The organism is Virgibacillus halodenitrificans, from assembly GCF_001878675.1.
In the GTDB taxonomy this organism is placed as follows: Bacteria; Bacillota; Bacilli; order Bacillales; family Amphibacillaceae; genus Virgibacillus_Q; species Virgibacillus_Q halodenitrificans.
In genome coordinates, this window is record NZ_CP017962.1 from 2,267,237 (window position 1) to 2,291,094 (window position 23,858).

19 protein-coding genes and 1 riboswitch are annotated in these 23,858 nt (G+C 36.7%); of the genes, 4 read left to right on the forward strand and 15 right to left on the reverse strand.

All coding sequences use genetic code 11. The features are described from left to right. Positions 1–135: 135 nt before the first annotated feature. The 4 genes from BME96_RS11855 to BME96_RS11870 all read right to left on the reverse strand — a co-directional run bounded on the left by BME96_RS11855 (position 136) and on the right by BME96_RS11870 (position 6,588). The gene (locus BME96_RS11855) at positions 136–612 is read right to left on the reverse strand and encodes a helical membrane plugin domain-containing protein (RefSeq protein ID WP_019376113.1); all 477 of its coding nucleotides are present in this window, start codon (positions 610–612) and stop codon (positions 136–138) included. Next, entirely contained in the window at positions 605–3,547 is a 2,943-nt protein-coding gene (gene fdhF, locus BME96_RS11860; protein ID WP_071649135.1) for a formate dehydrogenase subunit alpha, read from the reverse strand. Before fdhF ends, BME96_RS11855 begins: the two co-directional genes overlap by 8 nt. 174 nt (positions 3,548–3,721) lie before the next feature. Beyond that, a complete protein-coding gene (locus BME96_RS11865; RefSeq protein WP_071649136.1) occupies positions 3,722–5,101 on the reverse strand; it encodes a Glu/Leu/Phe/Val family dehydrogenase in 1,380 nt (459 codons plus the stop codon). A 65-nt stretch (positions 5,102–5,166) separates the two neighbouring features. After that, entirely contained in the window at positions 5,167–6,588 is a 1,422-nt protein-coding gene (locus BME96_RS11870; RefSeq protein ID WP_071649137.1) for a hypothetical protein, read from the reverse strand. A gap of 133 nt (positions 6,589–6,721) precedes the next feature. Between BME96_RS11870 and BME96_RS11875 the strand changes: the two genes are divergently transcribed. Beyond that, positions 6,722–7,072, forward strand: a complete 351-nt coding sequence (locus BME96_RS11875; RefSeq protein WP_019376117.1) for a YflT domain-containing protein — start codon at positions 6,722–6,724, stop codon at positions 7,070–7,072. 37 nt (positions 7,073–7,109) lie between these two features. Here the strand turns inward: BME96_RS11875 and BME96_RS20055 are convergent, their stop codons facing one another. Together BME96_RS20055 and thiT are read right to left on the reverse strand one after the other, a co-directional pair. Next, positions 7,110–7,244, reverse strand: coding sequence for a hypothetical protein (locus BME96_RS20055; RefSeq protein ID WP_256200829.1), 135 nt, complete (start codon positions 7,242–7,244; stop codon positions 7,110–7,112). 117 nt (positions 7,245–7,361) lie between these two features. Then, complete coding sequence (gene thiT / locus BME96_RS11880; RefSeq protein WP_071649138.1) at positions 7,362–7,931, reverse strand: energy-coupled thiamine transporter ThiT; 570 nt, start codon at positions 7,929–7,931, stop codon at positions 7,362–7,364. 100 nt (positions 7,932–8,031) lie between these two features. Next, positions 8,032–8,135: riboswitch (TPP riboswitch) on the reverse strand. 323 nt (positions 8,136–8,458) lie between these two features. Here thiT and BME96_RS11885 point away from each other — a divergent pair. Further along, on the forward strand, positions 8,459–10,402 hold the full coding sequence (locus BME96_RS11885; RefSeq protein WP_071649139.1) for an aconitate hydratase: 1,944 nt from the start codon (positions 8,459–8,461) through the stop codon (positions 10,400–10,402). A 53-nt stretch (positions 10,403–10,455) separates the two neighbouring features. Here the strand turns inward: BME96_RS11885 and BME96_RS11890 are convergent, their stop codons facing one another. The 8 genes from BME96_RS11890 to BME96_RS11925 form a co-directional block, all read right to left on the reverse strand. After that, complete coding sequence (locus tag BME96_RS11890; RefSeq protein ID WP_071649140.1) at positions 10,456–12,483, reverse strand: iron ABC transporter permease; 2,028 nt, start codon at positions 12,481–12,483, stop codon at positions 10,456–10,458. Positions 12,484–12,487: 4 nt separating this feature from the next. Further along, positions 12,488–13,489: an ABC transporter substrate-binding protein gene (locus BME96_RS11895; protein WP_060680719.1), complete on the reverse strand. Its 1,002-nt coding sequence runs from the start codon at positions 13,487–13,489 to the stop codon at positions 12,488–12,490. A gap of 90 nt (positions 13,490–13,579) precedes the next feature. Then, on the reverse strand, positions 13,580–14,710 hold the full coding sequence (locus tag BME96_RS11900) for a tetratricopeptide repeat protein (RefSeq protein ID WP_071649141.1): 1,131 nt from the start codon (positions 14,708–14,710) through the stop codon (positions 13,580–13,582). A gap of 162 nt (positions 14,711–14,872) precedes the next feature. Beyond that, on the reverse strand, positions 14,873–15,739 hold the full coding sequence (locus BME96_RS11905) for a VanW family protein (RefSeq protein WP_019376124.1): 867 nt from the start codon (positions 15,737–15,739) through the stop codon (positions 14,873–14,875). Between the two features lie 63 nt (positions 15,740–15,802). Continuing rightward, positions 15,803–16,054 (reverse strand): hypothetical protein, encoded by a 252-nt coding sequence (locus BME96_RS11910; RefSeq protein ID WP_019376125.1) that lies wholly within the window; start codon positions 16,052–16,054, stop codon positions 15,803–15,805. 305 nt (positions 16,055–16,359) lie between these two features. Further along, on the reverse strand, positions 16,360–17,571 hold the full coding sequence (locus tag BME96_RS11915; protein WP_019376127.1) for an NAD(P)/FAD-dependent oxidoreductase: 1,212 nt from the start codon (positions 17,569–17,571) through the stop codon (positions 16,360–16,362). Between the two features lie 172 nt (positions 17,572–17,743). Further along, a complete protein-coding gene (locus BME96_RS11920) occupies positions 17,744–18,445 on the reverse strand; it encodes an SDR family oxidoreductase (protein ID WP_071649142.1) in 702 nt (233 codons plus the stop codon). A gap of 20 nt (positions 18,446–18,465) precedes the next feature. After that, positions 18,466–19,176 (reverse strand): hypothetical protein, encoded by a 711-nt coding sequence (locus BME96_RS11925; protein ID WP_071649143.1) that lies wholly within the window; start codon positions 19,174–19,176, stop codon positions 18,466–18,468. Between the two features lie 257 nt (positions 19,177–19,433). Here BME96_RS11925 and BME96_RS11930 point away from each other — a divergent pair, with 257 nt between their 5' ends. Further along, the gene (locus BME96_RS11930) at positions 19,434–19,928 is read left to right on the forward strand and encodes a class I adenylate-forming enzyme family protein (RefSeq protein ID WP_060680711.1); all 495 of its coding nucleotides are present in this window, start codon (positions 19,434–19,436) and stop codon (positions 19,926–19,928) included. A 350-nt stretch (positions 19,929–20,278) separates the two neighbouring features. Next, positions 20,279–21,568 carry a uracil permease gene (gene uraA, locus BME96_RS11935; RefSeq protein ID WP_060680709.1) on the forward strand — a complete coding sequence of 430 codons (1,290 nt, stop codon included), beginning with the start codon at positions 20,279–20,281 and terminating at the stop codon, positions 21,566–21,568. A 44-nt stretch (positions 21,569–21,612) separates the two neighbouring features. Here uraA and BME96_RS11940 read toward each other — a convergent pair whose 3' ends face one another. Next, the gene (locus BME96_RS11940; protein WP_071649144.1) at positions 21,613–23,757 is read right to left on the reverse strand and encodes a type IA DNA topoisomerase; all 2,145 of its coding nucleotides are present in this window, start codon (positions 23,755–23,757) and stop codon (positions 21,613–21,615) included. Between the last annotated feature and the right edge of the window lie 101 nt (positions 23,758–23,858).

Genomic DNA, 23,858 nt, shown 5'->3' on the forward strand with positions numbered 1-23,858 from the left:
TATCCTATTTTACGCTATGTGAAAGCGCTATCTATTATAACCATTATATTAATTCATAATTATTTAAATTGCAACAAAATTTAACACATAAAAAACCTAGAGTAATAATGTCATACTCCAGGTTTTTAGGATTATCTACAATTCTTTACCCATACCTTTTAGAAATGAGAGGATCATTGTAATACTTTTATTAATCTCCGGATCTTTTAACGCCTTAACCATACCAATATAATTCATTTTTTCTTGATTACTTGGCGGTACTTCCATGGCTTCTTTTAATCCATGATTAATTTTATCTGTCATATTACTAACTTCATTCACATTGATTTCCCCAAGTAAAAGGAATAGTTCAACTAGATTTTCTAAAGTTGCAGAGTATTGTGGCTTATTTAATTCTTGAACCACATTTTTTGTTGCTTCCTTTCGATGTTTTATTAAAGCATTAACTGCATCAAGCATCCCGCTTTCATTCATCGCTGATAGAAGATCTATTCCTTTTATACATGACTCTTTGTTTTCACTTACTGTTTTTATAAGCTCGTCCAAGTTCTTTCTCTCTATGTCTTCAGCAGGAATTTCCATACGCTTAATATCTGATATAGGATTAGCCATTTTTGTTCACCTTCCCTGGGAAAATATAGTCTTTCCGCTCCCATTTTCGCTCAGGTTGTACACCAATCTGTGGTTGGCGATTTCCCCTTCGGTAATTATTATCTGGTAATGGACTTTTTCCTTTTTTCTCCAATACTTCCATTCTTACTGCAATTTCTTTATAAGCAGGTGTATTAGAATCCTTATCTACACTATTATCTGTCAGATAGTTAACCGCTGATTTCCCACTGGCATTTAATGGTAAATATAATTCATTCCCACTAACTCTATCTGTAATATGCACTTTCCCAGTAGTTTCTCCAGCTTTTGATACTAATTTTACTTTTGCTCCTTCCTTAATCTCTCGTTCCTTTGCTAATTCTGGTGAGATTTCAATGAAGGAAGAAGGTAATTCTTTTACAATCCCTGAAGATTTAAATGTCATGTTTCCTTCGTGAAAATGTTCAAGTACTCTTCCATTATTAACATGTAAATCAAACTCTTCATTTGTATCATGTTTTAATTCAAAGCTTAAAGGATATAATTTAGCCTTATTATCTTCAAAAGGGAAGCCATTGGTAAATAATAACGGTGTATCCGTACCATCTTCCTGTACAGGCCATTGCAAACTATTGTAGTTTTCAAGCAGCTTATAGTCCACACCTGCAAACAATGGTGCAAGAGAGGCTGCTTCACTCATTATTTCAGACGGATGACGATAGTTCCAATCAAAGCCCATTTTATTTGCTAAGTCTTTTAGAATCACCCAATCCGGTTTGGACTCACCCATTGGATCTAGGGCTTTATACAATCGTTGGATTCGTCTTTCAGTGTTCGTGAAAGTTCCATCTTTTTCAAGACTCGGGGCAGCAGGTAAAACTACGTCTGCATACTGAGCTGTGTGAGTCAGAAATAGGTCTTGTACCACAAAGAAATCCAATTTTTCCAATGCTTCTGTAACATAATTGATATTTGCATCAACAATCCCTGTATCTTCACCCTTGATATAAAGCGCATTAAGCTTGCCTTCATGGATTGCTACCATCATTTCATGATTATCCATCCCAGGTTCATTAGGAATTTCTGTGTTCCATGCTTTTTCATAGCGTGTTCTCGCATTATCATCTGAAACCTTTTCGTACCCAGGGAAGAAATTAGGCATACTTCCAAAATCACTACACCCTTGAACATTATTATGTCCTCGTAACGGAAACGCTCCAGTTCCATTTCTCATATAATTTCCTGTAATTAATAATAAGTTAGATATTGCCGTACTAGTATCACTTCCAAGTTGATGCTGAGTAACGCCCATAGCCCAGCAAATGGCTAGTTTATCAACATTTACAATCTGTTTTGCAATATCAATCAGATCTTCTCTTGGAATATTGGTCATCTTTTCAGCATACTCCAGCGTAAATTTGCTTAAGCTTTCTTTATACTCCTCGAACCCATTAACCCACTTGCCTATAAAATCCTTGTTTTCCCATCCTTGATCAATAATGTATTTAGTGACTGCAGATAACCATACTAAATCTGTACCACTCTTTGGCTGAAAAAAGCGATCAGCTCGTTGAGCCATCTCATGTTTACGGAGGTCAAAAACGTATAATTTTTGACCGAATAATTTGTGGGATCGTTTTATTCTGGATGCCAGGACTGGATGAGACTCAGCAGTGTTGGAACCTATAGTAATTACCATTTCAGCTTCTGCAATATCATCTATAGAACCGGAATCTCCTCCGTGACCAACTGTCCGAAAAAGTCCCTTAGTAGCTGGCGACTGACAATATCTGGAACAATTATCCACGTTATTTGTACCTATTACCTGTCTAGCAAATTTTTGCATTAAGTAAGATTCTTCATTTGTTGCTTTAGAAGAAGCAATAAATCCTAAAGAATCTGCTCCTTTTTCTTTTTTAATCTCATTAAATCGTTTAGAAACATAGGATAAAGCTTCCTCCCACTCCACTTCTACAAAGTGATCATCTTTTCGAATTAATGGACGAGTAAGTCGTTCTTCGGAATTAACAAAATCCCAGCCAAATTTACCTTTAATACAAGAAGAAATGCCATTTGCAGGAGAGTCCTGCTGTGGTTCCACTTTCAGTATCTTTCGGTCCTTTGTCCATACATCAAAAGTACAGCCGACACCACAATATGTACAAACTGTCTTGGTTTTTTCAATTCTCTCTTCTCTCATAGATGCTTCAGTGTCGGATACCGCGAATAAAGGGCCATATCCTGGCTCTGTCTTCTTTGTTAAATCTATCATGGAACGTAATAAACCTGGCTCTTGGTCTGTCATAAAACCAGCTTCACCTACCATGTTTTTTTCCATCAGAGCATTACAAGGACAAACGGTTACACACTGTCCACAACTAACGCAGGAGGACTGGTCAATAGGTACATCATTATCCCATACTACACGAGGTTGTTCACGTTTCCAGTCTATTAATAACGTCTCATTTACTTGAACATCCTGACACACTTCAACACAACGTCCACATAAAATACATTGGTCTGGATCATACCTATAGAATGGACTGGAGTTATCTATTTCATACGGTTTTGGTTCAAAAGGACGTGACTGTTCCTCCAAGCCAAATTCAGCTACTGTATTATGAATCTCACAAGATCCATTATTATAATCACAAACAGTACAGTACAGTTCATGTTTCTCCAGGATCCGGTCCAATGCTTCCTTTTGGGCTGATTTTGCAGTTTCAATGACCGTATTTACTTCCATCACATCATTAATGGTTGTTCCGCAAGCACGAACAATCTCCCCATCAACTTTAACCATGCATGTGTCACATGTTTTGATAGGTCCTAACGATTCGTTATAGCAAATTTGTGGTACAAATTCATTTGTAGTATTAATTAAATCCAATAGATTCTGGCCCGGTTCTGCCAGGTACTCCTCCCCATTAATAGTCACAACAATATGTTCTTGCAATTCTATTCCTCCCCCAAGTAAAAAATAATAGATAAGTATATTAGTCCATTGCCCTGTTAATGACTTTTTAAAACATATTTTCAAATAATAACAAAAATATTTCGACTAATTAATCCTTATTCTTTTAAATAAAAAAGAACACTCCGCTAAGAATGCTCTTTCTGAATTTATTACTTAATATAATTTTCCTTGCCTAAATAATATAGTTGAGAGTCGCATAACCGAATGGATATAGCAGTTCTGTCTTAGTGGAAAAGCATCACCAAAATATTGTGGAAAGACCGTATCAAACGTATGCTTCATTTTATCATAAAGACGCTTATACACTTCTTCCTCTGAATAAAACTTTGTTTCTCTACCCTGCAACCATTCAAAGTAAGAAACAATCACTCCACCAGCATTTGCAAGAATATCCGGGATAATTACATTACCCTTATCACTTAAGTAAGTATCTGCTTCGCTTGTGATTGGTCCATTGGCACCTTCTACAATTATTGGTGCTTTTATTTCCTTCATATTATCTTTGTGCACTTGATCTTCCAAGGCTGCAAGAAAGAGAACATCAACATCTAAAGTTAATAACTCCTCCCGGTTACGCACCTCGGCTTTAATCTCTGCATCTTCCAATTGGGCTTCAGAAGTTGGTAAATCCTTGTTGTTGTTATTGGCATATTTTATTAAGGCGGAAATATCGAGCCCCTCTGAATTATAGAGAGTAACATTCTGATCACTAACTGCTATTACTTTATTATTTAAATGATTACATTTATAAGCCTCTAAAGCAATAATTGAACCAACATTTCCAAAACCCTGTATTGCTATTCTTAAAGATTTGTCATAATTAGCAAGAGCTGTTTTCGCAAAAATATTATCCCGTTCTTCCAACCATTTATACTTCTCCCCAATAAAGTCGCTCATCATATAGCGAAAGGTAAAATAAACACCCCTGCCTGTTGCTTCTTTTCTGCCAAGTGAACCTCCATTTAATACACTTTTACCAGTGAAGCTCCCTCTATACTTTTGGCCGGGATGTATACTCTTATACTCTCCCATCATCCAGTCCATCTCTCGCTCTCCTGTTCCCACATCTGGTGCAGGTATGTCTTTCTCCGGGCCTAAAATATGACTAAAGTACTGCACATATTTTTTGCAAATCAGATTCAATTCCTTAACATCATAATCTCGCGGATTAATGATAACTCCCCCTTTACCCCCACCAAAGGGAACTTCATGGAGAGCATTTTTTAATGTCATTAATGTACTAAGGTTAATGACTTCGTTTTCATTTACAGATTCATGAAAACGAATCCCACCCTTATAGGGCCCCAACGTATTATTATGTTGCACTCTAAAGGATGGGATCCGAACAATTTCTCCGTTCTCTAAAGGAATGCGGAGAAAAGACTTATGAACATGGTTTGGGGTTGATAGAATTGATACCAATGACCTAAAGGCCTTTTCTCTCGTCTTATCAGTCAATTCTGGCAAAAAGCTGGTATCATCAAATAAAGCATCAAGAGATTCCTTCACAATTGCACTCGTAGCACTTTCCATCACTTCTTCCTCCTATCTGAATATGTTGCCTTTTAGTCTAACAAAAGAGGAAGTCGGAAAGCAATTTAAAGCAAAAATATAGCTATTACTGTTGACGTCAACAATCCAATAATAACGGGTAAAAAGTTTTTTCTAACTAATTCCATGACAGAAATTCCACAAAAACCTGCAATGGCAATCAACGACGACCAGGCTACAATTGTGCCCCCACCAGTCCAAACAGAGCCCATTTGTCCAATAGCTGCAAGAGTTCCAGCATCAATAGACGTATTCTGCAAAGATGCGGCTAATGCTCCTGTTAAAGGCAAACCAGAAAAACCAGAGCCATCCAATCCGGTAACAATACCAATAATTAGTATACTTATACCTGCTAAAAAGGCATTCTGTGGTAGGAATTCTTGGGTGGATTGCACTAAATCAAACAAATAAGCCGGGGCATTCTTTTCTAGTCCAAGGATCTTTCCAGAGAAGTCGGAACTACCCAAAAAGAAAAAACCTGCAATAGGAATTACTGGTCCCATTGCTTTAAAAGCAAATACAAAACCATCTGTAATATGTGTGCTAATATAATCCAATGCATGTTGCTTACCAAATGCCACAGTTGCAAGTAACAAAAGAATTACTGCTACTCCGCCAACAAATGCGGCCCCATCTCCACCTTCAAATCCACTCATTCTTCCCGATGATAATTTTTCATAAACCATGTAAATTACCACACCCAACAGGGCTAAAGGTACAATAACCGCAAATAGCTTACTCCACTTCGTCAAACTCTTCACATGAGCCGTTTTGTTTGTTTCCTTTGGTGCCTGCATATGTTCTAAATCAGCTTCATTTAGCGGGTCTCCTTTTCTTCTAATTTCCTTTCGAATAAATAAATATGCGAGACCAATGGCCACAAAACCGGTAATAAGAGAAAGTAACAAAGCTTTATCAGCTACCATATCGATATTAATTCCAGCTGCTTTTGCCGATAAACTTGGTGCTACTTGAACAATATAGTCCGAAGACAGAGCCATGCCTTGCCCTGCAATAGCTATTGCCATCGCGGCGGCCATTACCGGTAACCCCGCTCTTACTGCAGCGGGTACGAGCAATGCGCAGATGAGTGGAACAGCAGGGGTAGGCCAGAAAAATAATGATATGACATAGGTTACACCCACTAAAACAAAGTAGGATACATGGCCATTAATCATCATCTTCTGTATTGGTTGAATCATTCGTTGGTCTGCCCCTAAATCTCTTAATGAATTTAACAAAGCAAGCATAAAGGTGATTATCAAGAATATACTAAACAGTTCTTGAGCAGCTACAAGATTGGCTTGAAATATTGCAATAAATCCAGATATGATACTCCCTTTAGCTACCCACGCAACAATAAATGTTCCTAAAAGTGTCGGTAAAACCACTCCCTTTCTAAAAATCATGGTAACGATTATTAGAAGAGTAAATAAACCATATAACCAATGGGACATTGTCAGTTCCATAAACCTCTCTCCTTCGTGTAATGGTTATATAGCCTATGCAAAAGGAAAGTAGATCGCGACAATAACATAAAGGGTTTATATTTGCGAGAAGCGGGAATACATTTTCTAACATCAGAAGGAGGCAATTTAAATAATGAAACCATATGTAAAGGAATTTACTAATGATGAGAAGTTAAAAACAGCGGTATCTATTCTACAAGACAAGGGAATTGATAAAAAGGATGTATATCTCCTATCTCACGACGATGATCGAACAAAACGTTTAGCTAGTAGCACAGACGCTAACACAATTGGTATAAAAGAAATGGACCTGGGAGATGCAGTTGGGAACCTATTCAACAAAAAAGGTGACGAGTTACGAACGAAGCTACAAGAAATTGGGTTCTCTGAAGCGGAAGCTGAGAACTACGAAGAAGATATGGATGAAGGAAAAGTATTACTAATTGTGACAAACAATGAAAATGTAGCAAGCTATCTTGACTAATAAGTAAGGCAACCGAATCCCGGTTGCCTTATTTACTTTAATTAGAATTATTTAGTTCAGCTGCACACTCCGGGCAAAATAATTTACCCTGCACTTGTTCACCATTAAAAAAACCATTTTCGCAATATACTTCTTTTTCACATTGAAAACACTTTCCTATTAATTCTTTCAAGTACACACCTCCCATTTAGTTATGGTATAGATATATTACTATGCTTGCCAAGTTGAGACGAACAATAAAAAGGTAATCATAAAAGATTACCTTTTTTGGATAATACGTATCTAGTATTTAAGCTGCTTTTAATAAGGTCCTTGGTTGAGTGTGAAACAAGAAAAATACAAGTATTGTACAAATAATGAAGGATGGGAACATGTAAGATCCGTTATAAACTAATGAATAAAGCCATACTGGTTGCCCTTCAATTGCTGATTCAAAAAATACAACACCGGCAGTATAGTGGGCAAGAAATCGTAAAACAGATCCTAACAGTACACCAAGTGTAATATAACTAAGGTAAGAGCTTGTGTTATTATGTTTTACTGCTTGCTGAATTTTAGGAGCAAAAATTCCTGCAAAGCCAAGAACTGTAAAAGCAATTGCATAGTCAATAAAACCTTGCAAAGGATGTAAAATATAAGCCGTACCTGTAGCAACTTGTAAGGCGCCCCATAAGAAACCTGAAAGCAACCCTCCTTTTACTCCCCATCGGAAAGCCACAATAAAGACAGGAATCATTGCAAACGATATGGAACCTCCTTGTGCCCAAATTTTAAAAGATAACGGCAGTATATCCAATAGTAATGCTAGCGCTGTGAAAACAGCTACCTCAATTAAAAATAAAGTACGATTTGAACGCATACATCTTGATCTCCCCTCTTTACATATTTAGACAACAAAAAAAGCAATGCCAAAGGGGAAGACTTCCTGATGGGGAAACCAGTCATAAACATTACTTTTCCATCAAAAAAGCCACCATCCCTACACTAGTATTAACTAACAGGTTCAAAGGGTAAGAACAATTATTTGTTCACTCTCAGCCAAACGGCTCCCCCTGAAGGCTTTGTTCTTAATTCTGTTATCAATTTAATTATATCTTAATTCTTAAACTAGTACAACTAATCTAATTAAGAAACATGATTAAAATTTAGTAACTGTGGTAATAGAGAAGTATGTAAATAGTTTTAGAAACTGGTGGAGTACTAGTTGGTGAGGATGTTAAGATAAATTTTGAAATTGAAGCTCATAGCAAACTTAATGATCAAATTAGAAACAATTCAAACTCTAAAATTAAAGCTATGCTATTGTTGCATAGCTTTTAACTTGGGTTTGAAAATCTTCTAACAAAGGAATAGGTAAATAGAACTCATGCTAGAGGAGGATATAACTTGGGACTAAATGTTGCTCAAAAATTAATAAAGGAACATCTTATTTCAGGAACAATGGAACCAGGTGAAGAAATCGGGTTAAAAATTGACCAGACATTGACGCAAGATGCTACGGGTACAATGGTAATGCTTGAACTTGAAGCAATGGGATTAGACTACGCAAAGACTGAAGCTTCTGCCCAATACGTAGATCATAATTTGATCCAGGAAGATAGCAAAAATCCGGATGATCATCTATTTTTGGAAAGCGCAGCAAAGCGATTTGGATTATACTATAGTCGCCCTGGGAACGGTGTAAGCCATCCCGTTCACATGCAACGTTTGGCTAAACCTGGTAAAACTTTATTAGGGTCTGACAGTCATACCTGCGCCAATGGCTGCATGGGAATGCTTGCTATGGGTGCTGGAGGAATAGATGTTGCAATGGCGATAGCTGGAGAACCAATATACATTACGATGCCAGAAATTTTTGGAGTCAAATTATCAGGTGAACTACCGGATTGGGTTAGCGCTAAGGATATTATTCTTGAGTTATTACGCCGCTATGATGTTAAAGGCGGTGTCGGGAAAATAATTGAATACTATGGACCAGGTGTTAAAAACCTTTCCGCAATGGATCGCCATGTTATTGCTAATATGGGTGCAGAACTTGGAGCTACAACTAGCGTTTTCCCTTCAGATGAAGAAGTGAGAGGCTTCTTAAAAAAACAACAGCGTGAAGAGGATTGGAGAGAATTAAAAGCAGACAATGATGCGACATATGATTTGGAAGATGAAATCAATCTATCTGACTTAGTTCCTTTAATTGCTAAGCCTTCCAGTCCTGGAAATGTCGTACCTGTACAAGAAGTGGCTGGAACTCCTATTTACCAATCTTACATTGGTTCTTCTGCAAATCCAGGGTTTAGAGATTTTGCAGTAGCTGCGGAAATAGTAAAGGACCGTACAATTGCACCGGGAATTTCATTTGACATTAACCCTACTTCCAGGCAAATGCTAACAAATTTGGTAAAGGAAATGCATATTGCAAGTCTACTTGGTTCTGGAGCACGGATGCATCAGGCCGGTTGCAATGGTTGTATCGGGATGGGACAAGCTCCTGCTTCAGGTAAAAACAGTCTAAGGACAACACCACGAAACTTCCCTGGCAGGTCTGGAACGAAGGAAGACAGCGTATTTCTTTGTAGTCCTGAGGTAGCAGCAGCATCTGCCTTAACCGGAGAGATAACAGACCCCAGAACCTTGGAATTCCCTTACCCAGAAGTTAAGGAATTAAAAAATCAAAATCGTAATGATGATCTTCTGGAGCATCCCTTACCTCCAGAAGAGACCAAACAGGTTGAATTAATAAAAGGACCTAATATTGTATCAATACCTGAAATGGACGAACTACCAGATACGTTGGAGCTACCAATTCTTCTTAAAGTAGGGGACAATATATCTACTGATGAAATATTAGCTGGTGGTGCAAGAGTCTTGCCATATCGCAGTAATTTACCTGAAATTAGTAAATTCACCTTTGAAAACGTAGACTCCACTTATGTCGAGAGAGGAATTAAAAGTAAAGAATTGGGTGGACATATGATTGTCGGCGGAAATAACTATGGGCAAGGTTCGAGTAGAGAACATGCTGCTCTGGCACCAAGGTATTTAGGCTTACGTGCCGTACTAGTTAAGGATTATGCGAGAATTCATTGGCAAAACTTAGTTAACTTTGGTGTCTTACCACTTCAATTTACGAACGAAGAAGATTATGATAAATTGACTGAGGGTGAGGTGCTGACCTTCAAAGATGTAAGAAGAAAAATCCAAGAAGATAGTACATTATCTGCCACTTTGCAAAAAAGCAATAAAGAAATAACTGTCCAACATAAGCTTACCAACCGTCAGAAGGAAATTATCTTATCTGGAGGGTTAATTAATTGGATAAAAGAACGTAAATAAAAAAAGCGCATGTTGCGCTTTTTTTATTTACAAGAAAATATTGCCTTTTAAATCTATGAAGCTTTTCTCTTCATTAGCCATAAGAAATAAGGAGCTCCGATAATTGCTACAATAATACCTGCCGGAACTTCGTTTGGAGCGAATATAGTCCGACTTAGTACATCTGCAAGCAATAATAAAAATCCACCAATTAATATGGAAACAGGTAATAATCGTTTATTGGCCGGTCCTACAAGTAATCTTGCAAAATGAGGAGCTATTAAACCAATAAATCCGATCGCTCCTACCGCTGCCACACTAAAGGCAGCCAACAATGTAGCTAAAAGAGCCAGTTGAAATCGAACAGACATTACTTTCAATCCCAATCCTTTCGCTGTATCATCCCCTAAAGAAAGCGTATCTAATATATCTATCCGCAGAAATAGTAAAGGCAAGATTAGAAAAACCGGCCACACCAAATAATAAATTATTTCAGTCCATCCCTTTGCATAAGTGGTACCTGATAGCCATGTTAGAGCTGAGGCCACACCTAAATCTGCTTGAACTACAAGAATTTGAATAGCCGCCGTACCAAACGCAGAAATACCGATCCCTAATAGAGCTAGGATTGTCGGTTGGAACTGTGCACGAATAGCTAAAACCATAACCAAAATAAAAAACAGAAATGCTCCTATCATCCCGCCAATAGGAATCCAGACAGCGGATACACCAAATACATACATCATTAATAGCGCGCCCAAACCTGCACCTGAAGTAATTCCAATAACAGAAGGGTCTGCAAGCGGGTTTCTAAGTACTCCTTGAAAAATCAAGCCACTGGCAGCTAATAACATTCCGCTCATTAAAGCTACAAGTGCACGCGGAAGCCGAAGTTCTAATATTAGATCCTTCATGAATTTATTACTATCTCCTATCAACGCCTGCCAAGTAGTAATAGGTTCAAATCCGTAATTTCCTGAGGATAGACTTATTCCCAGCCCTACAACAATTGCTATGATTAGCGCAGGAATAATGATTTTCAAAGACACCCCTCTAGTAATTTTCCCTGCAATAATAGCTGTATTTTCTTCTCCATATTTTCTTTTCCTCATTCTTAATACAAGATAAATTAGCCAAGGAGCTCCAATAAATGCCGTAATTGCTCCAACAGGCAGCTCAGAAAATGAGGGATCCACAATACGAGCCAATATATCAGCTAAAAGTAAGACATTCCCTCCCCATAGAAATGAAGCAATGATTAATGGAAAATGTTTTCTATAACCGATAAGTTTAACAATATGTGGCGCAACTAAACCTACAAAGCCAATGGGACCAACAACGCTAACTGTAACTGAAGTTAGCAAAACTGCTGCAATTATTGCAACAAATTTCAGAATGGCAACATTTTGTCCTAAAGCTGTTGCAACATCGTCTCCTAGAGTTAACGTATCTAATTTAAAAGATAATAGTAATACGAGAAGAAAGCTAATAAACACAATAGGTAAAGAAAATTGCACACCACTCCAATCATTTTGCACAAGTGTGCCAGATCCCCAGAGAAAAATACCTGCAGTCTCATTTTCATAAAAAATTTGCAGTACACTTGTTAGAGAAGAAAACAAAAACGTAACAATCATACCTGCTAACACCATTCTGACAGGAGTTGCACGGTTTCCCCCTGATAAAGCAAAAACAAGCAAGAAAGTAATAATTCCACCTAGAAAAGCAGGAATAATGCCGTTTCCAATCAATGAAGCTGGCACAAATACAGTTGATAGAACCACTGCGAAATAAGTACCTGAATGGATACCTAATGTACTTGCTGAAGCTAAGGGATTCTTTGTAACTGATTGTAAAATCACACCTGATACCGCCAAAGCGCCACCAGCAATTACTCCCATTAGTGCACGAGGAAGTCTCAACATCCTAACAGTATGATGTGCGAGCTTATCTTCAGGCGATAGTATAGCATCTAACACTACCTGGTAAGGGATAGAAACGCTTCCTTGATTAATATGTACAAATACTAGAAAACATAAAAGAGCGGTTCCACCTCCGAAGGTAAGAACCGCAAGCATTGTCTTTTTTATCGATTGATTCATCTAATCACTCATTTACCATAGCATCGACTAGCTGTTTCGTGAGTACTTCAGCAGATAAAACTCCTCCAAATGTCCAAGTATCACCAGGTAATGAGTGGGTGTTGCCTGCCTGTACAAAAGATAAATTCTCCCACACCGGATTACCTTTCAATTGATTTTTAAATATATTATCATCTTCTTGCACGATATATAAAAACTGCATATTTTCTTCTTGGAAATTTTGTAGTGCTTCCACTGTTACCTCACTATAGCCGTACGGTTCAACTTTATCAGATTCATATGCATTTTTAAAGCCCAAGTTATTCATGATTTGTGCTACCATGGAATTATCAGTAAATAATCGTAATGTTGGCGTGTTTTGAGCTGTAAACGCTTGAGTAGCAATGTATTTCTCTCCTGCTAAATCTGCCTCTTCCACACGTTTCTTTTCACTTTCAATGACTTCGTCAAGATTTCGCAAGGCTTCTTCTGCTTTGGCGTCTTGGTCAACGATTTTCGCCACTGTTTTAAACTCTTTTATCATGTTCTCATAATGATTTTTTACAGCTTCATCACCATAAGGTGCAAACGTAACTACTGGAGCAATATCCTTTAAGCTGTCTAAATATTGCTCATGTCTGAATTTCACTCCAATGATAAGATCTGGATTCAATCGAGAAATTGCTTCAAGGTTAGGTTCTTGACGTGTACCTACATCTTCAACGCTTTCATCAAATTTCTTATCAATATTTACCCATTTGTTAAAGCCATCTAAATCAGCAACTCCTGCAGGTTGGATTCCAAGTGCAAGCAGGTCTTCTGCATAAGACCACTCCAGCACGACAATGTTTTTTGGTGTTTCTTTAAGCGTTTGTTCACCAAATGCATCTTCTATTGTAACATTTGCTTCTTCTTTACCAGTGTTTGATTCCTCTTTTGATTGGGTGGCATCTTTTTCATCAGATCCACAGGCTGTCAAAAAGCAAATAAATAAAAGCAATAAAAATAGATAACCTAATTTTTTCATTTCTTTCTCTCCTTTAATCCTCTATGTAAGTGATAACGATTATCATTATCATATGTTAGATTAGTACTTATGTCAATAATAAACAAACTATTACATTTTATTTGTTAACCGCACAAATTTATTTTCAAACAACCTTTTCTTTTTCGAGTTATTCTTTTGAGCAAAAAAGGATATAACATCTGCAAGCGCATTCTCCAGAAGTTCACGATCATTTGAACTCTCCAATAATTCAATAGCCTTCTCATACTTATTGCCCGCTTTAGAAACTTCCGGATTCTTTTTATGTTCCAAACAATACGCATACTGCATATGGATCATTCCTAACTTTCGAGCAGAGTAATGTGATAGTTTAAAATAAATACGAATCGCATTTTCGTAATTAGGAACTGCTTCTTCAAGTTGCGACTGGTCAAAATAATAAAAAGCTAACTCTGTATAAGCTTCCGCATGAACCATTGTGTTTTTCAAAGTCGAATCTTCAAACATAGGAAGCGCTTTTTTTAAATAAGCAAAAGCTTCTTGGTTTTCTCCCCTACTCCCAAGATTCTTGGCTAAACTCACCATACAGTTGATAATAACATTAACATCCTGCTGACTTTCTGCTATTTCCATTGCTTTCTTTAAATAATTCTCACCTTCTTCTGGTTTGTTTACTGTAGAATGAAGCACACCTAGTTTAAAATGCAGAAATTGTATCATTTGCAAATCTTTTTGTTTGCTTTCTACAAAATGGGCTAACGCCTTTTTATAATATTTAATTGCTCTTATGTACTTCTCAAGATTTTCTTCTGTCTCTCCTAAAACAAGATATGCTCTTGCAAGCCTAATTTTTTCGATATTTATTTCATTGCTTTCCATTAACTTTACTGCTTCACTCATTATTCTTCGAGCAAGCTTATAATCATTCATAAAGGCCAACTCGCTATATAAAATTAAGTCATCAACAGAAGGGCTTTTTTGCTCTTCATAGAGCCTGGTGATAATTTCAATAGATGCGCTCCCCTCTCCAATTTTGGCGTGACTTGTTGCTTCCATAATTAACAGTAAGTGTGTTAGTTGCTCGTTTTGGAACTTATTCCGATATTCCTTCGCTTTTGAAATAACATTTGGAAAATGATTGCGATTAAATTCTATCAAAATTTCTTGAATAGCCTCTTTGCTATTATCATCATCTATTTCTTTTATTTTTTCTTCTATATTAAAAATGTCCATTTTTCCCATTATTATTAACTCAACCCCTGTCTATAAAAATAATCCAATATTCGTCTAGCATTCATTAGAATTATAACTTGTAAAACAACTTATTCCCAAAACAAGCCAATATGTGGCTAATTATTATAAACACCTGTGAAAACCTTAGTTAATCTATTAGTTAGCATGCTTTCAAGTAGTATTACCTTTGAAGTAAGTTGCAGATTCAGAAGAATAGATACGAATATTCATTTTACCGTTTTTAGAGAAAGCGCGTATTAATATTGGTTGATTATACATGTTTTTAAACACAAAATCAGGCCCCCACCAGCTTACGGTAGCGTCTTTGCCAGGAGGAACGTAAGGCACTTCGCGGCTATGAGTATAACGCTCTACAATTTGAATACCTTTTAGATTAACTGCATTAAAAAGGGTAGACGAGACTTGACAAATACCACCACCGATATCTTCTGCAAGCTCTCCCCTTACAATCACTGGAGCACGCTTATACCCTTTTTCTTTTGTTCTCTTTCCGACTACTTGATTAAAAGAAAACGTCTCCCCGGGAAATAAGACATAATTATTTATTGCAGTTGCTGCCAAAGATATATTATGCGATCGCTCCTTATTGTTTTCTTTATAGTAAGTCACGTAGTTGCCCAGTTCTTTTCCCCGTATTTCTTCCAGCAAAGAACGATCCACTCGTGGATATACCTTTCGCATTGGTACCTTAAGCTTTTCATCTTCCGAATTATAAAACCGTTCACGAAAATTTATTTGAAACTTTTCTCTATCGATTGCTAAGCCCGGTTTCCCGTCAATAATTTTATCATTATCACTGATAGTTGCATTTTGCGGTTCTTTATATAACTGCTTATCCAAATTATCCATTAACTGTTCTAGCTTCTGCTGATTAATGAATAATGGATCAAATAAGGCAAGTCCATATTGGTCAACCTCAGCTTTTTCTATGTTAACTAACTTATTTTCTGCGGATACGGGATACACTACCACTAAAACAAAGATAAAAAATAAAATAAAGAAGTAAATTTTTTTCATCTTTCATACCTCCTGTGGATAGTATGAGAAGATAGGCTAAAATTAAACCCAAAAATATAATAATCAAATAAGGTAAATCGCAAAAGCAATAAGAGAAAGAAGAATTGTAATAGTATAAATCCATATTTGTATTGGTACGTTTGATTTTAAAGAAGATTTTTCATATTCCAATGATCTTTTTAATTGATCTTCAACCGTATCCCCTTCTTCCTCATACTTTTTCATCTTTTCTTCTTCTTGTTTGAATGCATAAAATGTACCCCAAAGAGCTACCCCAAATAAAACGAATAAAAATAATAAAAGACCTGTATTCATCCTAATCCCTCCTATTGTAAGTATACTCGAATTGTTTACACTATGTCAGTGATGAAAAACACTTTTACTGTGTTGAAAGTTGACATGTATAACTTGCGAGCTAATAAAAAACCGCCTAAAACTGCAATTAAACAGTTAGGCGGTTTTATTTTTAACGAAAATCTTTTGTGTCTTCCATATAATCGGTTAGCATTCTATATCCCACTAAAGCAGTGAGGAGTAGCAAAAAGTTACATAATGTTTTATTTTTCATTATTTGTTAACCTCCTTATATCGAATGTTTATTTTTTTAGATAAATTAGGTCTTAAAAAGGACGGAATTTACCTTTCTTAAGCACTAATTTCGGTCCTCCTAATAATAGAAGGGAACGGTTATCAACTACCTTCTTCATAGTGGCAGCACTTTTTCCTTGGATTTTATAACCAGAGAAAATGTTACCAATACCATCAGAATGACCTAAAGAAGCAACAGTACCTTTATCATTAAATACAAAATCAGTTAATGGTTGGTTAGAAATTAATGCTTTTAGGTTAGCTGCAACTACATCTGCTTCCTGCATGGCAAGTTGTGCAGTTGGTGGATAAGGACGATCCGCTTCTTTGTTCCAAACCCATGAACAGTCACCAATGACGAACACATTCTCTTCGCCTTTCATACGTAAGTCGCCATCTACATTTACTTTACCTTTAGTTAGTTCAAAACCAGATTTACCTAGCACTGAGCTACCCTTTACACCACCAGTCCAGATAATCGTACCTGCTTTAATAAGCTCTTTGTCATCACCTACTACGAAACCTTCTGGTGTACATTCAGAAATAGCTGCTCCAATTTTAATTTCTACTCCGCGATCTTCTAAAGATTTCTTAGCATAAGCTACTAATTCTTTATCAAACATTGGAAGTATAGATGGAGCTGCTTCTACATTGATGATGCGGACTTTACTTCGATCGATATCATACTTCTTACAAAGCTCAGGCACCTTATTAGCTAATTCACCAACTAACTCAATCCCTGTGAATCCTGCACCACCAACTAAAATGTTTAAGCTGTGATCTTCTGCGTTTTGATCATTGTTATATTTAGCAAATTGATACTCAATATGCTCACTGATTTCACGGCTTGAATCAATATCTTCAATGGCAAAAGCATTTTCTGCCATTCCCTTGATTCCAAAGTCATTTGACTCAAAACCTAGACCTACCACTAAGTAATCATATGATAGTTCACTATTTTCAAGTACAACACGTTGTTCATCTTTCTTAATTTCTACAACAGAATCATATACTAAACGGACTCTGTTTGGATTTACTACATCACTAATCATAACGCGTGCCTGGTTTGGATTAATTGTTCCGGCAGCTACTTCATGAAGCCATGTAGACTCATAGTGGTAGTTATGTTTATTTACTAAAACAATTTCAGCCTGTTCAGGAGACAATGTCTTTACTAGGCGTCTAGTTGTTGTTAAACCAGCATAACCCGCACCTAAAACTACTATTTTTGGTTTGTTACTCATAAGAATTTCCACCTTCCTGATTGGTTCTAAGTATGATTATAGTTAAAGCGTCATTTATACCTATATTAAAAATTGATAGCACTGCGCTAAAAACTATTCTTACAATACTTTTATAATAGCAAAGTTTTATTAAATAGGCTAATAATCAATCACTAAAATAAAAATTGATTAATTATACCGGCCGCACAGTTATTTCATTTACATTGACATAATCTGGCTGGGAGACTGCATAAATTACTGATTTTGCAATGTCATCAGTATGCAACGGCTTACGATCTGAAGATTGACTCGCAGACGCTAGATCTGTATCCACTTTTCCTGGTGAAATATTTGTTACTCTTACTCCTGTTCTCGCGAGTTCCTTTTCAAGTCCCATAGAAATAGCCCGTACTGCAAATTTTGTGGCACTGTATACAGTGCTTACTTTGGTAACCTCATGTCCGGATACCGACGCAATGTTAATAATATGCCCTGATTTTCTTTCTATCATTTCCGGCAGCACTCCATGAATTCCGTATAAAACACCTTTAATATTGACATCGATCATTTTTTCCCATTCATCAACATGACCATCTTGAACTCGGGAATGTAACATTTGGCCGGCATTATTTACAAAAATGTCTACCTTTCCGAACGTGTTCCTCGCCTGTTTGATTAATACATCCATATCTTCTTTATTAGAGACATCTGTTTCCACTGCTAGTGCTTTACCTTGCATCGATTGATTAATTTCTTCAGCAACACCTGCTAATTTTTCTTTATTTCTGGCAGCCAGCACTACATTCACTCCAACATCAGACAAATGCTTTGCAATTCCCTTGCCTATCCCACTACTTGCACCTGTTATAATTGCTGTTTTACCTATTAAGTCCATCGTTTCTCCTCCTTTTAAGATTATTTATTTTCTTTTGGCTCAGTTGGCTTTGGTGGGTCAACTGGCTTTCCATCTTCGGGGTCCTTCTCCGGCTTTTTATCTTCTTCTATCGGGGGGGTTGCTGGTTGCTCTGTTTCTTCCTTATCCTCTGTACCTGTATCTTTGTCCGGAGCTTGATCCTGAGATTCCTCATTTGCTTCCTCTTTAGAGTCCGATTCGTTTTTTTCATCTGCCTCTGAAGTTGATTCATCAGTCTTTATTTGACTATTTTCCTCGGCTGCATTTTTTTCAGGCGTATTACCCGAGTTTTCTTTACTGGAGTTTGTACTACTCTGTTGGTAAGTTCGTTCAGATTGGTAATGATTATTTGAAAACGAAGTTGGAGTCTCCACTGTTTCAGTTTCGCTACTAACCGATTCTATTTCCTCAGGAACGACTTCCTCCACTTCCTCTTCCATTTCCACATCTGCATCTACGGTAAATTGCTTCTTTTTTATCCACTCTTCCCCATTTTTTGCTCGATAGTGTAAATCGAGCGTTTTTATTACAGGTTCTGCCAATGTAAGAGTAGTAGTAGAAGGAGCTGGAATTTCGTCTAAAGTACTATCTTCCTCCTCTATTTTCGCTGATTCAACCTTATTTATCTGCGACTTCTGCACTCCTGCAACTACTATTACTAAAAAAACGATCAAAAATAGTACGTTTATAGCAATTAACTTCCTGCTTTTCATCTGCTCCCCCCTTCTCTGTTTATATTTTATTAAATATATCTTAGTCTTCCTTATTGTAAGCGTATTGCAAGATAGTTTTCAATAATAATACATAGATTATTTTTTGTTGTTTGGAAGATTAATAGAGCGATAAACAAAACAAATACTATAAAACGCTTTCAAACATATGATATAATTTTCTTAATAAAACGTTTTTAATCTATTACATTTGTTTAGAAGATTTCTATTTTAATCTTGATAAAAAGGTGGGGTAACAGATGATTCAAACTCAAGTACGTGTTATTAATAAGCACGGAGAGGACGTAAAGCATGACGGAATAGAAGTAGGTGAAGTCATTGTGAAAGGTAATGGAACAGAACAATTTAAAAATAGAAACGATGAAGGCTGGGTATATACGGGGGACCTGGGTACGATTGATAGCAATGGCAACATCCATGTTATTGATCGAAAAAAAGATATTGATACAGCAGAAACTAAGATATCCTCTGTTGGTTTGGAGAGATTATTGCTTAAGCACCCTGCTGTTCAGGAAGCATCTGTTGTTCCCGTTCCCCATGAGAAACTGGGAGAAGTTGCCCATGCTTTTGTTGTATTATATGAGAACCAAGACGCTACAGAGGAAGAACTTATCGAATATTGTCGGCGTACACTCGAATTTTCCGAATGTCCAAATGCAGTTACTTTTATGGATGAGCTTCCCAAGACAGCGAGCGGTAAAATTCTAAAAGTACAGCTACAAGGGGAAAATTAAATAAAAAAAGAAATTGACATAACTTAGAGATACTGCCATAATAACTACGATAAGTTCATACGGTTACCTTTAAACCAGTCCAGTGAGGCTGGCAAGGTGGAACAGATAAAATTCTGTCACTGAAAGAGAAGTAATTCTCTTTGAAGTTAGCACCTTGCCATATTTGGTAAGGTGCTTTTTTATAGACTAGAAAACTGGAATTCTTCCTGCTAGAGAAAACAGCGAAATATTATATATCCTTATTCTGTTTCCATGAGAGTTTCCAAGCTGTCTTCTCTAAAGAAAGTTCTTTTGCTTTAATTATGAATATCCTCTGGGTAACCGATGGGCACTATAAAGGAGGATGAATTGTGGCACATTATAAAGAGATTCAAGTTGATGAGCGATTACCATTGTTAAAAAGTTTGCCGTTAAGTATTCAGCATTTATTTGCAATGTTCGGTTCCACTGTATTAGTTCCAATTTTGTTTGGGGTAAATCCAGCAACTATTTTACTAATGAACGGCTTCGGTACATTATTATACATCTTTATTACAAAGGGAAAAATACCTGCATTTTTAGGCTCGAGTTTCGCCTTTTTATCACCGGTTTTTGCCGTACTTGATAATTATGCCGGAGACCAGGGGTACAGTTATGCTCTTGGAGGATTTTTGGCTGTCGGGATTGTTTTGACTCTTGTTTCTATTCTTGTAAAATTCGTTGGCACGACCTGGATTGATGTTATTTTCCCTCCAGCTGCAATGGGAGCCATTGTTGCCGTTATTGGCTTGGAACTTGTTCCCACCGCAGCAGAAATGGCTGGATGGATTGCCCCAGCTGGTGCAGACCCTACTTGGACGATGGATCCTAAAGTTGCTTTAGTTTCCTTTCTTACTTTAACTATTACGATAGTCTGTTGGGTTACCTTAAGAGGTTTTCTGAAAATAATTCCAATACTTTTAGGGATTATCGGTGGTTATATTATTGCTTACTTCTTTGGCTTAGTTGATTTTTCAACTGTAAAGGAAGCTTCTTGGATATCCCAACCTGAATTTTATAAAATAAAGTTTGATTGGTCAGCTATTTTAATTATTCTTCCTGCAGCGTTAGTATTAATTCCCGAACACATTGGTCATTTATTTGTAACTGGTAATATTGTTCAAAAGGATTTAATGAAAGAGCCTGGATTAGATCGCTCATTGGCGGGAAACGGGATCTCTACCATTATTTCCAGTTTTCTTGGTTCCACTCCAAATACTACCTATGGTGAGAATATTGGAGTATTAGCGATTACAAGAGTATATTCCACTTGGATAATTGGTATTGCAGCAATACTTGCTATGGTTTTATCCTTTGTTGGTAAATTAGCAGCTCTAATATCATCTATACCTACTGCAGTTATGGGAGGAATCTCCCTATTGCTTTTCGGTATTATTGCGGTAAGCGGACTTCGTATGCTTGTCGAAGCAAAAGTAGATTATAACCGATCTCAGAATCTAATTCTTACCTGTGTTGTTTTAGTGATAGGAATTAGCGGAGCCACCGTTCAAATTGGCACAGTTGCTCTATCTGGTATGGGCTTGGCAACAATTGTAGCAATCGTACTCGGTCTGTTCTTTAAATTACTTGACATATTAAAGCTCTCAAATGAAGATAGCTAAAAAGATAAAAAATGGTAGGCGTAATTGAATTCGCCTACCACTTTTTATTTATTAAACTCCATTTTCCAACTGTAATACTCATTATCCGCATTTTTTTCATAGCTCAAATAAGCGTTGAATTTTTTCCCTTGCTTACTTGTTAACCCTTTAACGAAAGCTTTTTTATCTTTAAGTAGCGCCTTTACCATTGTTTTGGTTGGACGTTTTTTCATTGCAGCAAGGTACTTATCGTTTTTCCAAACTACGAATTTACAGCCCTTCTTCCAATTTGTACAACCGAAGCCCTTCTTGCTTTCTATTATCTTTCCCTCACATGCCGGACACTTTCCAATCACTTCTTGTTTGGAGGAAGATGTAACCTCATGAATAATCTTTTCTTCTTTATTTTTTATTTCAGCAACTGCGTCTTTTGTGAATGCATAAATCATATGAAGAAACTGGTCTTTTGTAACTTTTCCCTTTTGAATATCAGAAAGGCTCTTTTCTAATTTACCAGTGAATTCCAAATCAAATAACTGTGTAACTGGTAAGGTCTCGACAAGACTTCTACCCAAATTAGTACACACCAGATTTTTATTCTGAAAGGCAATATAGCCAACATCCTTTAATTTCTTAATTGTTTCAGCTCTAGTTGCCGGGGTCCCAATACTAAACCCACTTAATACAGCTTCTGTTGATGCATCTTCATCTTCTTTATACCTTTTTCCACATGTTTCCATCACTCGCAGTAACGTTTTTTCTGTATGATGCTTCGGCGGCTTTGTGACATGAGAAGTTACTTCCGATGAATCAGTTAAAACGAGGTCTCCTTTCTGCACATGAGGTAAGAAAGAGTCTTTGGAAGGCATCTGTTCTACCTTTTTCCAGCCTTCTGCCAATTGTACTTTTCCTTTCGATACGAAAATCCCTGTGACCCCTTCAACCTTTGTATATAGCCTCGTTTCCTCCACTTCTGCAAGTGGCATAAATTGCATTATAAAACGATTTTTAATTGAGTTATAAACAATTTGTTCCTCATTCGATAAACGTTTAGGCTTTATGTATGTTGGTATAATAGCACTATGGCTTTCCACTTTAGAGTTATTAAAAACTCTTTTCAGTTTTTTAAATTTAATTTCATCTTTATAAGGCAAGTCTTCCGAATGTGTCTGTAAAACCTTTGCAGTTTTGCCTACTAAACTTTCATCAAGAGCAATACTCGATGTTCTTGGGTAAGTAATGTATTTCTTTTCATAAAGTGATTGGGCTACCTTTAAGACCTTATCGGATGTCCATCCCTTATATTTATTCGTAATGTAACCTTGTAAATTAGACAAATTGAAAAGAAATGGTGGAAACTCTTTTTTCTTTTCTACCTCTTTTTTACTAATTTCACCTGGCTTCTCATTTAGATTCCGCTGAATATCATCCAATGCTTCTCTGTTTTTAAATTTATCTTCTTTCTGAGCTGTATAAATCCCTTCATATTTCTCATTACGATCTGTTCGAAAGATTGCTGCCAACTTAAAATAATCCTCTGGCTGAAAAGTTTTTATTTCTTTATCACGATCATAAATGATTTTCAAAGTTGGTAATAAAACTCTACCAATATTAAGAGCCTTACCTCCACCCTTTTGATACTTTAAAGTCGCTACAGAGGTTAAATTAATTCCAATCACCCAGTCCGCCCATTGCCTGCTTACCCCCGCATCTCTTAATGATTTCATATTTTCATTTGGTTTTATTCTTTCCAAACCAGAGAGCACTTCCTTCTCTGTCCATTCATTTAGAAGTAATCGATAAACCTGCTTAGTAGGTCTGTTATCTCTGTAAATAATACTATCTCCAATTAGTTGCCCTTCCCGATCATAGTCACAAGCTGAGATAATAGTATCCACATCCGAACGTTTCATAAGCTGATGAATAACTCGTAACTGTTTGGCAGCTCCTTGATCCTGACGTTGTTTATTCCCATAACCTGATTTAACTTTATATTTGAATTTAGAGGGGATAAATGGAAAGTTATCTAATTTCCACTTTGCCATTTTACTATCATAGTCCTTTGCATCATAGAGCTGAACTAAATGGCCAAAAGCCCACGTAATAATATAACCATTTCCTTCGAAATAGCCTTCTTTCTTTGTTCTAATTTTCAATGCGTCGGCAATATTTTTAGCTACCGAGGGTTTTTCAGCGAGGATTAATTTCATATAATCACCTCTTTCTACATATTGGATTTAAAAGTTGAAGACATACAGAGGAAAAAAATAGAGAAGCTACCTTCTATTATACACGAACATATATTCAGTTG

Bases quoted from the DNA above. Each gene is read 5' to 3' on its own strand.
- BME96_RS11930 (WP_060680711.1), top strand. From the start codon at position 19,434: ATGATTCAAACTCAAGTACGTGTTATTAATAAGCACGGAGAGGACGTA.
- BME96_RS11905 (WP_019376124.1), bottom strand. From the start codon at position 15,739: ATGAAAAAAATTTACTTCTTTATTTTATTTTTTATCTTTGTTTTAGTG.
- BME96_RS11925 (WP_071649143.1), bottom strand. From the start codon at position 19,176: ATGAAAAGCAGGAAGTTAATTGCTATAAACGTACTATTTTTGATCGTT.
- BME96_RS11865 (WP_071649136.1), bottom strand. From the start codon at position 5,101: ATGGAAAGTGCTACGAGTGCAATTGTGAAGGAATCTCTTGATGCTTTA.
- BME96_RS11895 (WP_060680719.1), bottom strand. From the start codon at position 13,489: ATGAAAAAATTAGGTTATCTATTTTTATTGCTTTTATTTATTTGCTTT.
- BME96_RS11870 (WP_071649137.1), bottom strand. From the start codon at position 6,588: ATGGAACTGACAATGTCCCATTGGTTATATGGTTTATTTACTCTTCTA.
- BME96_RS11855 (WP_019376113.1), bottom strand. From the start codon at position 612: ATGGCTAATCCTATATCAGATATTAAGCGTATGGAAATTCCTGCTGAA.
- BME96_RS11915 (WP_019376127.1), bottom strand. From the start codon at position 17,571: ATGAGTAACAAACCAAAAATAGTAGTTTTAGGTGCGGGTTATGCTGGT.
- BME96_RS11920 (WP_071649142.1), bottom strand. From the start codon at position 18,445: ATGGACTTAATAGGTAAAACAGCAATTATAACAGGTGCAAGTAGTGGG.
- BME96_RS11890 (WP_071649140.1), bottom strand. From the start codon at position 12,483: ATGAATCAATCGATAAAAAAGACAATGCTTGCGGTTCTTACCTTCGGA.
- BME96_RS11940 (WP_071649144.1), bottom strand. From the start codon at position 23,757: ATGAAATTAATCCTCGCTGAAAAACCCTCGGTAGCTAAAAATATTGCC.
- BME96_RS11875 (WP_019376117.1), top strand. From the start codon at position 6,722: ATGAAACCATATGTAAAGGAATTTACTAATGATGAGAAGTTAAAAACA.
- BME96_RS11910 (WP_019376125.1), bottom strand. From the start codon at position 16,054: ATGAATACAGGTCTTTTATTATTTTTATTCGTTTTATTTGGGGTAGCT.
- BME96_RS11900 (WP_071649141.1), bottom strand. From the start codon at position 14,710: ATGGGAAAAATGGACATTTTTAATATAGAAGAAAAAATAAAAGAAATA.
- thiT (WP_071649138.1), bottom strand. From the start codon at position 7,931: ATGCGTTCAAATCGTACTTTATTTTTAATTGAGGTAGCTGTTTTCACA.